The sequence below is a fragment of the Ectopseudomonas oleovorans genome, assembly GCF_029845265.1.
Taxonomy (GTDB): Bacteria; Pseudomonadota; Gammaproteobacteria; order Pseudomonadales; family Pseudomonadaceae; genus Aquipseudomonas; species Aquipseudomonas oleovorans.
Window position 1 is genome coordinate 18,454 of sequence record NZ_JAOCLK010000048.1, and the last position, 13,225, is coordinate 31,678.

The 13,225-nt window shown below is 60.8% G+C and carries 11 protein-coding genes and 1 pseudogene; 10 read left to right on the forward strand and 2 right to left on the reverse strand.

Annotation, left to right across the window (positions count from 1 at the left end):
* Positions 1–51 precede the first annotated feature (51 nt).
* A complete protein-coding gene (gene phaR, locus N5J71_RS19140; protein ID WP_010563433.1) occupies positions 52–576 on the forward strand; it encodes a polyhydroxyalkanoate synthesis repressor PhaR in 525 nt (174 codons plus the stop codon).
* Between the two features lie 34 nt (positions 577–610).
* Here the strand turns inward: phaR and N5J71_RS19145 are convergent, their stop codons facing one another.
* A complete protein-coding gene (locus N5J71_RS19145; RefSeq protein WP_003464225.1) occupies positions 611–1,177 on the reverse strand; it encodes a phasin family protein in 567 nt (188 codons plus the stop codon).
* Between the two features lie 58 nt (positions 1,178–1,235).
* On the opposite strand from N5J71_RS19145, the gene N5J71_RS19150 reads away from it, so the two are divergent.
* The 6 genes from N5J71_RS19150 to gltS are packed head-to-tail and all read left to right on the forward strand — an operon-like array spanning position 1,236 to position 8,120.
* Positions 1,236–1,385: a hypothetical protein gene (locus N5J71_RS19150; RefSeq protein WP_153336801.1), complete on the forward strand. Its 150-nt coding sequence runs from the start codon at positions 1,236–1,238 to the stop codon at positions 1,383–1,385.
* Between the two features lie 39 nt (positions 1,386–1,424).
* Positions 1,425–3,974, forward strand: a complete 2,550-nt coding sequence (locus tag N5J71_RS19155; protein WP_279917428.1) for a DUF3141 domain-containing protein — start codon at positions 1,425–1,427, stop codon at positions 3,972–3,974.
* A complete protein-coding gene (locus N5J71_RS19160; protein WP_003464230.1) occupies positions 3,971–4,903 on the forward strand; it encodes a phosphate acetyltransferase in 933 nt (310 codons plus the stop codon). The genes N5J71_RS19155 and N5J71_RS19160 overlap by 4 nt, the downstream gene beginning before the upstream one ends.
* Entirely contained in the window at positions 4,900–6,108 is a 1,209-nt protein-coding gene (locus tag N5J71_RS19165) for an acetate/propionate family kinase (protein ID WP_003464233.1), read from the forward strand. The genes N5J71_RS19160 and N5J71_RS19165 overlap by 4 nt, the downstream gene beginning before the upstream one ends.
* A complete protein-coding gene (gene fabI, locus N5J71_RS19170) occupies positions 6,105–6,884 on the forward strand; it encodes an enoyl-ACP reductase FabI (protein WP_257598226.1) in 780 nt (259 codons plus the stop codon). Before N5J71_RS19165 ends, fabI begins: the two co-directional genes overlap by 4 nt.
* Positions 6,885–6,899: 15 nt before the next feature.
* Positions 6,900–8,120 carry a sodium/glutamate symporter gene (gene gltS, locus N5J71_RS19175; RefSeq protein ID WP_010563430.1) on the forward strand — a complete coding sequence of 407 codons (1,221 nt, stop codon included), beginning with the start codon at positions 6,900–6,902 and terminating at the stop codon, positions 8,118–8,120.
* Positions 8,121–8,171: 51 nt separating this feature from the next.
* On the opposite strand, the pseudogene N5J71_RS19180 reads toward gltS, so the two are convergent.
* Positions 8,172–9,152: pseudogene (locus tag N5J71_RS19180) on the reverse strand (AraC family transcriptional regulator); the annotation flags it as partial.
* Between the two features lie 241 nt (positions 9,153–9,393).
* Here N5J71_RS19180 and phbB point away from each other — a divergent pair.
* The 3 genes from phbB (at position 9,394) to phaC (ending at position 13,205) form a co-directional block, all read left to right on the forward strand.
* Positions 9,394–10,149, forward strand: a complete 756-nt coding sequence (gene phbB / locus N5J71_RS19185; RefSeq protein WP_279917429.1) for an acetoacetyl-CoA reductase — start codon at positions 9,394–9,396, stop codon at positions 10,147–10,149.
* Positions 10,150–10,185: 36 nt separating this feature from the next.
* Positions 10,186–11,364, forward strand: a complete 1,179-nt coding sequence (locus N5J71_RS19190) for an acetyl-CoA C-acetyltransferase (RefSeq protein ID WP_003464250.1) — start codon at positions 10,186–10,188, stop codon at positions 11,362–11,364.
* 140 nt (positions 11,365–11,504) lie between these two features.
* Positions 11,505–13,205: a class I poly(R)-hydroxyalkanoic acid synthase gene (phaC, locus tag N5J71_RS19195; protein ID WP_011911904.1), complete on the forward strand. Its 1,701-nt coding sequence runs from the start codon at positions 11,505–11,507 to the stop codon at positions 13,203–13,205.
* Positions 13,206–13,225 lie beyond the last annotated feature (20 nt).

Consider the following 13,225-nt stretch of genomic DNA (forward strand, 5'->3'; position numbering starts at 1 on the left):
CCTGAGATAATACCTGCCACAGACACTCCGACTCATAATGAGACGCTACACATGTCCGATGACGGCCACAGAGCCCCACGCCTGATCAAGAAATACGCCAACCGCCGTTTGTACGACACCCATACCAGCACCCACGTCACCCTCCCCGACATCCGCCAGTTGGTCATCGACGAAGTACCGTTCCAGGTGGTCGACGCCAAGACTGGCGAGGATCTGACTCGCAGCATCCTGCTGCAGATCATTCAGGAAGCGGAAAGCGACGGCGAGCCGCTCTTCTCCAGCGATATGCTCAAGGGCATCATCCGTTTCTATGGCCCATTCCAGGGCATGCTCGGCAACTATCTGGAAAAGAGCATCCAGACTGTGATCGAAATCCAGACCCAGACCGGGGTGCAATCCTCACAGGCCTGGAGCGACTTTATGCACAAGCAGGTGCCCGTCATGCAGGAGATGATGAGCCAGTACGTAGAACAGTCGAAGAAGCTCTACTTGGGCACCCAGAACCTATTCGGTATGTTCGGCGGCATCCCACCCGGCAATTTCAGGCAGACGAAAAAAGACGGTGATGAGCAATGAAACTCATCACCGTCCGTGACACGGCCGCCCTGCCTTACTTGCGCCCGCCCGCAGCCTTGCCGGCTTCACGAGTGGCCTGACCGGCCGCGGAAGCGGCGGCAGCGATGCCGTTCTCAGCGATCTCGGCTGCCTGCTTGGCGGCTTTCTGCGCGCTTTCATAGACACTGCCGGCGCTTTCCAGTGCCGACTTGAGCACGGCTACCGCCGGTTCCGCACCCGCCGGGGCGTTTTTGGCGATAACGTCCACCAGTTCCCGCACCTGCTTGGTGCCCGCCTCGACCTGGCGCTCGGCAAGCTTGGCGATATCCGCCTGCGTGCTGGAGACCAGATCGTACACCTCGCGATTGAACTCCAGCAGGCGCTCCGCCTGGGCTGCCGGCTGAGCGAAGGACGCCTGCAACTCGGCGAAGGCCTGCGGGTCACGCACTGACAGCAGCTTGCGCAAGCTGTCGAACTGCTCGCCACTGGAAGCGCGTAGCGCCTTGAATTGCAACTGACTGAGCTGCTCGACGCTCTCGAATACCTTGCCACTGATCTGCTGCAGCAGGTCAAGGTTGGCTTTCTGTGCGCTTTGCAGTTTTTCCGAATCAAAAAAAGACATGGTCGGATCTCCTGGCAATGGGGAAGGCCACCTACGGCCTGACACGCGAAAGCCATCCATGATGGAGCTGCCGCGCCAGCATAATATTGCACCGCACAAAAAAGATCGCAAGAGCTTTTTTGCACTGCAAAAAAATTTTGCCCAAGCCGCAGCGATTCGCTATAAACCTAGCCTTAACGCCATGCAGCCTCTCCAAGGGGAGGATTGAGCGCAGGCCTTTAGCACGCCACCGAGATAGGAAATGCTCATGAGCCAGGAAAGTTTTTTTGCGAAGCGAGAAGACAGCTTTTCCTCATTCCATAATCTGTTCGAACACCTCAGCCGTCTGCAGCAGTTGCACGGCAAGCTTATGCTCGATGCCTTCGGCCAACGCCATGCGGCCCTGCTCGCGCCCCTCAACGAAGGTCGCCTGCGTGCCCCCAGCCCGGGAGACTGCTGGGAATACCTGGTCGACTGCGGGCAACGCGGCCTGCTGTTCTGGGATGCACTGCGCCAGCGTGGCGACAATACCCTGGCCCACGAGCGCGCCGGCTATCCCCTGCTGCTCAAGTTTCCCTACGAGGTGCTGATCGACGGCCACGACCTGCCTCATCCGGTCAACTATTCCCTGCTGCGCATCCTTCCAACGGCTGACCAGCCAAGCGATGCCACGCGTCAGCCGGTCATCGTCATCGATCCGCGCGGCGGTCATGGCGCCGGCATCGGCGGCTTCAAGCAAGACTCCGAAATTGGCGAAAGCCTGCGCGCCGGGCATCCGACCTATTTCATCGCCTTCAGCCATGCCCCCGCGCCCGGCCAGACCCTGCTCGACATCGCCGAGGCCGAAGCCCGCTATATCGAAACGGTCAGCGCGCGCCATCCCGAGGCCGGCAAGCCGGTGGTGATCGGCAACTGCCAGGCCGGCTGGGCGCTGATGGGCCTGGCGGCGGCACGTCCGGAACTGCCGGGCCTGGTGATCGTCAACGGTGCGCCGCTGTCCTACTGGGCCGGCGTCAACGGGCGCAACCCGATGCGCTATGCCGGCGGCCTGCTCGGCGGCGCCTGGATGACCCGCCTGGGCAGCGACCTGGGCAACGGCCGCTTCGACGGCACCTGGCTGGTCAGCAACTTCGAGAGCCTGAACCCGGCCAACACTTACTGGAGCAAGTACTACAACCTGTTCCGCGACGTCGACACCGAGACCTCGCGCTTTCTCGATTTCGAACGCTGGTGGGGCAGCCCTACCCTACTCAACAGCGAGGAGATCGAAGTGATCGTCGACGATCTGTTCATCGGCAACCGCCTGACCGGCGGTTCCGGGGGCAGGAGCAGCATCGACCTGAAACGCATCGAGGCCCCCGTGGTAGTGTTCTGCTCGTATGGCGACAACATCACCCCGCCGCAACAGGCGCTGAACTGGATAGCTGACGTCTACCCCAGCGACCTGGCACTGCGTAGCGCCGGGCGCACCATCGTCTACCTGCAGCATGCCAGCATCGGCCACCTGGGCATCTTCGTCTCCGGCAAGGTCGCCCGGCGCGAACACCGGCAGCTGCTCGGCGCCATCGATGCCATCGCCCTGCTGTCGCCTGGCCTGTACGAGTTGATGATCGACGATCTACCGGCATCCCCCAGTGGTGACCAGGCGTATCAGGTACATTTCGAGTCCCGGCGTATCGCCGATATTCTCGCCCACGATGAAGATGGCCGAAGCGACGAGCGTGAATTCGCCCTGGTCGACCGCGTCTCCGGACTCAACAGCACGCTTTACGACTGGTTCGTGCGGCCCTGGATGCGCAGGGCGATCAACGAACCACTCGCCGAATCCCTGCGCAAGAGCCACCCATTTCACCAGCAGCAGATCGTCTGGAGCAGCCTCAATCCAGCCCTCTGGTGGCTGGCGGGAAGCGCGGCCCTGACCCGCACCAATCGCCGCCCGGCATCCCCCAACAACCCCCTGCTTGCCTGGCAAGAGGTATTCTCCAGCGTCATCGAGGCCCAGCTCGATGGTTATCGCGACATCCGCGATGCATCCCAGGAGTTGCTCTTCCACAGCTTCTACGGCGGGCTGAGCACCCTGACCGGAGGGCAAGCACCGCGCTCGCAACAGAGCCACATAGAACAACGGGACAAGGCTCTGATCGAGCATCTGCACGACTCGCTTCTCCAGGGTGGGGAGCGGGAAGCGCTCATTCGCATTTTCTGCCTGCTCGCACGTGCCAGCGGCAGGTTCGGCAAAGAACGCATCGAAGAGCTCGCCCAGCGCGCTCGCACGCTCTCGCAACAGCTCGGCATCGACCCTCTCGCCGTACGTGACAGCGTCCGCCTGCAGGATCTACTGGTCTTCGCCCACCCCGAGGAAAGCCTGAACACCTTGCCCCTTTTGCTAGCCAAGGCCAGCCAGCGTGAAGTCGTCCTGACAGCCGCCACGCACCTCGTGCCTGAGTTGCTGTACGCCGAGGGTGCCGTGGGTGATCTTTGGCGTCGGTTGCATGATCTGCTCGAACACCCATTGCCGGATTTCGCCCAACCATCCGTGCCACTCATCACGGTGGACAGCCCGCCAGAGCAAATCCAGGCAAGCCTGCGCCTCCCCGAGGCGGACGCCCCTACGTCCAAGGCCGCCACGCGACCAAGGAAGAAAAATGCCGCCCGGCCTGCCAAGGCGCAGGCACAGACTGATGCCAGCCCGCCCCCGGCAGCGACCCGGAGCAGGAGCCCAGTGGCCGCGCCGGAAAAACCAGCACGCATCAAGGCAACCCGCTCCGCGCCCGCACCTGGCCTCGCGAGCCCGGACAAGGGAGGCAACGCCGAATGAGCTTGGATCACTACCAGGCGCTGCTGAACCGCTGCGCCGAGATTGGCCCGCTGCCCACCATCGTCGTGCATCCTTGCGAGGCGAACGCGCTACGCGGGGCGCTGGAGGCCACCCAGGCCGGGCTGATCACACCGATTCTGGTTGGCCCGCGCCAGAAGATTGCGGCAACCGCCAGCGAAGCCGGTCTGGATATCGACGGGCTGACCGTGGAGGACGTGCCACACAGCCACGCCGCCGCCGAGCGTGGTGTCGCCCTGATCCGCCAAGGCCGTGGCGAGTTGCTGATGAAAGGCAGCCTGCACAGCGATGAACTGCTGCATGCCGTGGCCGACCGCGAAAACGGTCTGCGCACGGAACGGCGCCTCAGCCATGTGTTCGCCATGAGCGTGCCCAGCTACCACAAGCCGCTGTTCGTCACCGACGCGGCGGTCAACATCTTCCCCGGCCTGGAAGACAAGGCCGACATCTGCCGCAATGTGATCCAGATGCTGCACGCTCTCGGCATCGAACAGCCCAAGGTGGCGCTGCTGTCGGCGGTGGAAACCGTCACCGCCAAGCTGCCTTCAACCCTGGAGGCCGCCGCACTGGTGGTCATGTCCCGGCGCGGACAGATCGACGGCGCGCTGCTCGACGGGCCACTGGCCTTCGACAATGCGATCAACGCCGAAGCCGCGCGGGTCAAGGGTATCCACTCAGAAGTCGCCGGCGACCCGGACATCCTGCTGGTACCGGACATGGAAGCGGGCAACATCCTCGCCAAGCAGCTGATCTATCTAGCCGGAGCCGAAGCTGCTGGCATCGTCCTTGGCGCCCGAGTACCTATTGTTTTCACCAGCCGCGCTGACAGTCCAAGAGCGCGCATCGCCAGTTGTGGGCTGGCCGTGCTACTTGCCGAAGCACGGCGCGCTCGCCTGGGGATACCTGTATGAGCCCTGTTCAGGACGAACTCATCGTCACCGTCAACGCAGGCTCTTCGAGCATTAAGACCGGCCTATTCTCCGGTCGCCGGGGCGAAGATCAACCTCGCTTGCTGGCGCGCGGAAAGCTGGACGGGATTGGCGTGGCGCCACGTCTACAGGTCGTCATGGCCGACGGAACGATAATGCAGGACACGAGTTTCGAGCCGGAACAGATTGCCAATATGCAGGCGGCCTTCCAGCAGATCTATCGTGTCCTTGAAGAAGGCCTACAGGATCGCCCACCGGTGCTGATCGGCCATCGTGTGGTGCACGGGGGCATGGATTTCAGCGCACCGGTGCGCGTGGATCACACTACACTGGCACGTCTGAAGACGCTGGAGCCTCTGGCACCACTGCATCAACCGCACAACCTCGCGGCAATCCATGCCGCGCTCGAGCACGACCCTCAACTGCCCCAGATCGCCTGCTTCGACACGGCTTTCCATGCTGGACGCAATGAAATCAGTCAACTCTTCGGCTTGCCCTACGCGCTATACGAACAGGGCGTACGCCGTTACGGCTTTCATGGCCTGTCCTTCGAATACGTCAGCCAGCGCCTAATCGACAAAACACCGGAGCTCGCTACTGGCAAGCTGGTCATCGCTCACCTAGGCAATGGTTCCAGCCTTTGCGCTATCGAAGCTGGCCGCAGCATCGAAATGACAACAGGTTTTAGTGCTCTCGACGGCTTACCCATGGGAAGCCGCTGCGGCGCCGTGGATCCAGGCGTATTGCTGTACCTGCTGGGGCAAGGCATATCTGTTGATGAGCTGGAAAAACTGCTGTACAGACAATCCGGCCTGCTCGGCATATCCGGGGTCAGCAGCGACATGCGCAAGCTACGCGCCAGCAACGAGCCGCGCGCGGCCCTGGCCATCGACTACTACGCCTACCGTATCGCCCAGGAAGTCGGTCGGCTTGCCACATGCCTGGGCGGACTGGACGCACTGGTATTCACGGCCGGTATCGGCGAGAAGGATGCTGAGCTGCGTGCCCAGGTACTACAGCATCTCGCGCCGCTCTTCGGGCTGCAGCTAGACGACACGGCGAACCGACGCAACGCCGAGCTTATATCCGGTACATCCAGCACCCGATCAGTATGGGTCATCCCCACCGACGAAGAGAGCATCATCGCGCGCCATAGCTGGCACCTGTATCAGGAGCAACACCCATGAGCATCAAAGAAAGTCTGTCCCTGGCTGGCAAGCGCGGCCTGGTGGTAGGCATCGCAAACACCCATTCGATCGCCTGGGGCTGTGCCCAAGCGCTACATGAAATGGGCGCGGAACTGGCCATCACCTGGCTGAATGAGAAAGCCAGGGCGCATGTCGAGCCCCTGGCGCAACAGGTGCAAGCCAGCGTGCGGATGCCGCTGGACGTCACCCGACCCGGCGAGCTAGAGGCTCTATTCGAGCACATTACAGAGCAATGGGGATCACTGGACTTCGTCGTACACTGCCTGGCCAGCGCACCCAAAGAGGAAATCCGCGGCCGCCTGCTGGACAGTTCCAGCAGCGGCTTTCAGCAGGCCATGGACATTTCCTGCCACTCCTTCATCCGCATGGCGCACCTGGCCGAGCCGTTGATGCCCCAGGGCGGCAGTCTGGTAACCATGAGTTACTTGGGAGCCCAGGTAACGATCGAAGGATACGCACTGATGGGCCCAGTCAAAGCCGCCCTGGAATCAAGTGTGCGCTACCTGGCCACCGAGCTGGGGCCACACAACATCCGCGTGCATGCCATTTCCCCCGGCCCCATGCCGACTCGAGCAGCATCCGGGCTGAAAGACTTTGATCACCTGCTGCAAACCTCTACCCATCGCGCGCCCCTGCGCCGCCTAGTCAGCTTGGAAGAAGTCGGCGGTCTGTGCGCATGGCTGGTCAGTAATGCCAGTCAGGGCCAAACTGGCGGCGTCCACTTCGTCGATGGCGGCCTGAACATCCTCGGCTAACCGCAAGGACTCTTCATGCAGGACAATACCTTTCTCGTTGAGGGGCTGGTCAGTTTTACTCTGGCGATCATGCTGCTGTTCGCGGGCAAGAGGCTCGCACAGCGTTACGAACCACTAGGCCGCTACAGCATTCCAGAACCAGTGCTCGGTGGCTTCCTTTGTGCCGCTGTTACCGCCGTTCTGTTCTACATACTGGATATCGAAGTGGTCTTCGACCTGGAGGTACGCGATGTACTGCTGCTCTACTTCTTCGCAGGCATCGGGTTGAAGTCGGATATCCGCAACCTGGTCAAGGGTGGCCGCCCGCTGCTAATTCTGCTGGTACTCGCCAGCGTGTTCATCGTCTTGCAGAACCTGCTGAGTATGGGCGTGGCCAGCGGTTTCGGCCTGGATCCCAGAGCCGGCCTGATGCTCGGCTCGATCTCGCTCACCGGCGGCGTCGGTACCACCCTGGCCTGGGCACCGCTGTTCACCGAGCAATTGGGCATCGAAAATGCCATGGAGCTAGGTATTGCCAGTAACACAGTGGGGTTGATCGCAGCGTGCTGTATCGGCGGGCCGATCGCTAACTACCTGATACGCCGCCACGCCTTAACCCCCTCTCGCGATTCAGACCTGGAAGTTGGAGTACCAGCAACCTCGGCAGACATCTCCGCCCCCATCAGCCATTACGACATCCTGTGGGCCTGGATGTGGTTGAACATGACGCTGATGTTGGGCCACGGCTTCAACTTGCTGCTGCTCAACAGCGGAATCACCCTCCCCTCGTTTGTCAGTTGCCTGTTGGCCGGGATCGTCATTCGTAACCTGTTGCAAGCAGCCATCGGCGGTCAACGCATCAAGCACTGGAGCGGAGCCGGCCAAGGGTTGGCGCTGATATCCGATATCTGCCTGGGTATGTTTCTAGTCATGGCGCTGATGGGACTGCAGTTGTGGCAGTTAGGCGGTGTTCTGGTCTTCGTCGTCACAGCCCTGACATTGCAGATAACATTGACGATCCTCTATACCGTATTGCTGGTTTTCCGTTGTATGGGCCGCAACTACGAAGCCAGCGTGATAGCCGCCGGCTTCGGCGGCATCGCCCTGGGTTCAACTGCAACGGCCATCGTCAACATGACGGCAGTTACTCAGCGCTACGGAGCCGCGCACCAGGCGTTCATTATCGTTCCGCTGGTCTGCGGCTTCTTCATCGATATCGTCAATGCACTGATCATCAGCCTGATGAGCGGCATCTGAGACATCCTCATGGGGCGTACTCTGCTCGCCTTCGTCCAGCCGGTATCGACCCGGAGACCTCCCGAACCAGCGCAGGCAGGCCTTGTGGAAACTGCTCTGATCGTGGAACCCCAGGTACTCGGCCACCTGGGTCAGACTGTATGAGCTGCGGCACAGGTAATAATCGGCCGACTGCCGGCGAACATCACCGAGAATGTCCTTGAACTTCAGCCCTTCCTTTTCCAGGCCTCGCTGCAGGGTACGCTTGCTCATGCAAAGAGCCAGTCCGATCGACTCCATGTCGCATCCTTCCTGACCCAGGCGCTCGATTATCAGGCCACGCACGCGCCCCCCCAAGGAGACACCACCCAACTGCCCCAGACGAAACTCGGCGAAGCGCTTATGTAACAACGCAAGCGCCTCATTGGCCGTGCTCAACGGGCGCAACAATTCTTGCTGGTCGAACAGGACACTAGTGTGCTGGGCACCGAAACGTAACGAACACCCGAATAACTGCTGATATTCAGGGAGATTACCCGGCTCGTCATGGACAAAATCGAATTGCAGCGGTTGCGGCAGCCCTCCCCCCATCAGCCAACGGCAAAAACCCAACAGGGCAGCGGCACCGGCATCCTCAAACGCTCGATTTCTGGGACAGCCCTCTTCAGGATGCTCCAAACATGTCAAACGCAGACGCCCGCCTTGCTCAGGAGACAGTGCGAGAGTGACACCATTGCCAAGTAGCAAGTGAAAACGCACAAAATGCTCCAGAGCCTGTTTCAGGTTGGCACTGGACATCATCACGTAGCCCACCAACTGGAAACTGCCAGGTTTGAAATGCACGGCAGCCTTGAGGCCGAGATTCGGATTGTCCGAATCCAACTCGGCCAGCGCCATCAGTCGATAGGCGCTAGCGCGCGTGAAGAACGCATCCTCCTGTGCCAGCAAACACATATCGATTCCTGCCTCACGACACAAACGCACCGCATCCAGTCCCTCCGCCTGCAGCATAGCCACCAGCATCCCGACGTAACTGGAACTGATCCTGTACATAGCATCCCTCTGCGCCCGTTCCCAGCCGAAAGGCAAACGATTGATCGCCGTGAAATACGCATATTAGAGGCCCGCAAGGCATTCTTCCTGATCCAGATCAAGACCAGGCCGAACCACTGTCAAAACGCGACAGAATTGGCGCGCAAGGACAACCCAGCGTCACCCAGAAACATTGTTCCTGCCCGTGAAGCACCGGAAGCTTGACCAAAATATCAAGGCTTCGATTAAGGAGGCATGGTCAGTGGCTACTTCGAGTAATTCGACACGTATAGCACTGGTCACCGGCGGCATGGGCGGCATCGGCACAGCGATCAGCCAGCGCCTGCACCAGGATGGTTTCACCGTAGTGGTGAGTTGCAGCCCCTACTCAAGCCGCAAAGCCTCTTGGATGGCGAAGCAATTAGAGGCTGGCTTCCACTTCCACTGCATCGACTGCGACATCACCGACTGGGACAGCACCCGCCAGGCTTTTGAGATGGTGCGCGAAAATGTCGGCCCGATTGATGTACTGGTCAACAATGCGGGGATCACCCGAGACGGTACGCTACGCAAGATGCCTCCCGAAAACTGGAAAGCAGTGATCGATACCAACCTCACCGGCCTGTTCAACACAACCCGTCAGGTCATCGAGAGCATGCTGACCAAGGGCTGGGGGCGTGTCATCAACATATCCTCGATCAATGGACAGCGGGGTCAGTTCGGCCAGACCAACTACTCTGCAGCCAAAGCCGGTACCCATGGTTTCAGCATGGCTTTGGCCCGAGAAGTGAGTGGCAAGGGCGTGACCGTCAATACGGTTTCCCCTGGCTATATCAAGACAGATATGACTGCGGCAATTCGCCCAGACATCCTTGAAGGCATGATTGCCGGAATCCCCGTCGGTCGCCTCGGCCAGCCTGAGGAAATTGCCTCGATCGTAGCCTGGCTAGCCTCTGATCAATCCGCCTATGCCACCGGCGCCGACTTCTCGGTGAACGGCGGCATGAATATGCAGTGATGCGCAATCGACTAGTCATAACATGAGGCATTCCAGATGATCGACGTCGTTATCGTCGCTGCAACCCGCACCGCCATCGGTAGCTTCCAAGGCAGCCTGGCCGAGATTCCGGCACCGGAACTCGGCGCCATCGTCATCCGGCGCCTGCTCGAGCAGACCGGCCTCGATGCTGCCCAGGTCGATGAAGTGATCCTCGGCCAGGTGCTCACTGCCGCGTCCGGACAGAACCCCGCACGCCAGGCTGTGATTCGCGCCGGCCTGCCCCACGTCGTTCCTGCGATGACCCTGAACAAGGTCTGCGGCTCGGGCCTCAAGGCCCTGCACCTGGCTGCCCAGGCTATCCGTTGCGGCGATGCCGAGGTGATCATTGCCGGCGGCATGGAGAACATGAGCCTGTCGCCCTACGTGCTGCCCAAAGCCCGCACCGGCCTGCGCATGGGCCATGCGCAGATGCTCGACAGCATGATCGTCGATGGCCTGTGGGATGCCTTCAACGATTACCACATGGGCATCACCGCCGAGAACCTGGTGGACAAGTACGGCATCAGCCGTGAAGCCCAGGACGCCTTTGCCGCCGCCTCGCAGCAGAAGGCCGTGGCCGCCATCGAAGCTGGTCGTTTCGACGCCGAGATAACCCCGGTGCTGATCCCGCAGCGCAAGGGCGATCCAATCGCCTTCGCCCGTGACGAGCAGCCGCGTGCCGGCACCACCGCCGAGTCGCTGGCCAAACTCAAGCCGGCGTTCAAGAAGGACGGCAGCGTTACCGCCGGCAATGCCTCCAGCCTCAACGATGGCGCCGCCGCCGTGCTGCTGATGAGCGCAGCCAAGGCCAAAGCGCTGGGCCTGTCGGTGCTGGCGAAAATCAGCGCCTATGCCAACGCAGGCGTCGATCCGGCGATCATGGGTATCGCCCCGGTCTCGGCCAGCCGCCACTGCCTGGACAAAGCCGGCTGGAGCCTGAACGAGCTAGACCTGATCGAAGCCAACGAAGCCTTCGCCGTCCAGGCACTGGCCGTTGGTCAGGAGCTGGGCTGGGATGCCGCCAAGGTCAACGTCAACGGCGGCGCCATCGCCCTTGGCCACCCGATCGGCGCCTCCGGCTGCCGCGTGCTGGTCAGCCTGCTGCACGAGATGATCCGCCGCGATGCCAAGAAAGGCCTGGCGACGCTGTGCATCGGCGGCGGCCAGGGCGTGGCGCTGGCCATTGAACGCTGACTAACGATTTCGCGGATCTATCGGGCGAGCTCCCCTGCACCCTCACCGCCTGGATGGCGGTGAGGGTATTCCCCGAAATGATCGCACCGTGCCCTTTGCCGGGCGCGGCCTTTTTTCATTTTCTTGGACAAACCATGAACATGAACAATTCACATTCTTTCGCTCACTACTGGTCAGGACAGGCGCCTTTCATCACCAGCTTCGCCCTACAGCAACTGCGCCTGTACGTAGCGCAAAACTCTTGGTTCAACGGGCATGACCAAAGCCAGTGGTTCAATGTCTCCCCCGAAGCGTTGGAACAATTGCAGGTTGACTACCAGCAACAATGGACAGCGCTTGGCCAGCAACTGCTGGCCCGTCAACCGTTCGACTTCGACGACCGGCGTTTCGCTAGTGGCAACTGGAGTGAACCGTTGTTCGGTTCCATGGCCGCCTTCTACCTGCTGAATTCCGGATTTCTGCTGAAATTGCTGGAGCTGCTCACCATCAAAGAAGAGAAGCCACGTCAGCGTCTGCGCTACCTGATCGAGCAGGCAATCGCCGCAAGCGCCCCGAGCAACTTCCTGCTGAGCAATCCCGATGCCCTGAAATGCCTGGTGGAAACCCAGGGGGCCAGCCTGCTCAGTGGTCTATTGCATCTGGCCGGAGACCTACAAGAAGGCAAGTTGCGTCAATGCGACCGAGGCGACTTCGAAGTTGGCGTGAATCTCGCCGTCACTCCCGGTGAGGTGGTGCTGGAAACTCCGCTGTTCCAGTTGATCCAATACCTGCCGCTCACCGATACACAGTACCAGAGGCCAATATTTATCGTCCCGCCGGCCATCAACAAGTACTACATCCTCGACCTCAGCCCGGAAAATTCTCTGGTTCGCCATCTGCTGGAACAGGGTCACCCGGTATTCCTGATGTCCTGGCGCAACTTCACCCAGAAACAGGCTGACATCACCTGGGAGCAGATCATCCAGGACGGAGTGATCAGCGCCCTACGCACTACCCGGGTCATCAGTGGCGAGCGTCATCTGAACTGCCTGGGCTTCTGCATCGGCGGCACCCTGCTGAGCTGCGCGTTGGCAGTGCTGGCTGCGAGGGGCGACCACGACATTGCCAGTCTGAGCCTGTTCGCCACCTTCCTCGACTACCTTGATACCGGGCCGATCAGTGTCTTTGTCGATGAGCAACTGGTGGCCTACCGCGAGCGCACCATCGGTGGCCATGGTGGTAAATGTGGCCTGTTCCGCGGAGAGGATATGGGCAACACCTTCTCCCTGCTGCGGCCCAACGAGCTGTGGTGGAACTACAACGTCGACAAGTACCTCAAGGGACAGAAACCACGCGCCCTAGATCTGCTGTTCTGGAACAACGACAGTACCAACCTACCTGGCCCCATGTACTGCTGGTATCTGCGCCACACCTACCTGCAGAACGACCTCAAGTCGGGCGAGCTGGAGCTGTGCGGGGTCAAGCTGGATCTGCGCTCCATAGAGGCGCCAGCCTACCTCCTCGGAACCCACGATGACCACATAGTCCCATGGCGCAGTGCCTATGCCAGCACGGCTCTTCTTGGGGGATCGAAACGCTTCGTCCTCGGATCTTCTGGCCACATCGCCGGAGTGATTAACCCACCAGCAAGCAACAAACGCCATTACTGGGTAAACGAGCACATCACGCCGATTGCTGACGACTGGCTACAAAGCGCTCAACAACACGCAGGTAGTTGGTGGGTCGATTGGTTCGCCTGGCTGGCCGGGCATGCCGGCGAGCTCCGGCCCGCCATCACGCGGATGGGCAATGCCGAATACCCTCCCCTAGAACAAGCGCCTGGGCGCTACGTGAAGCAATGACCGCCCGAAGTTTAGGAAAG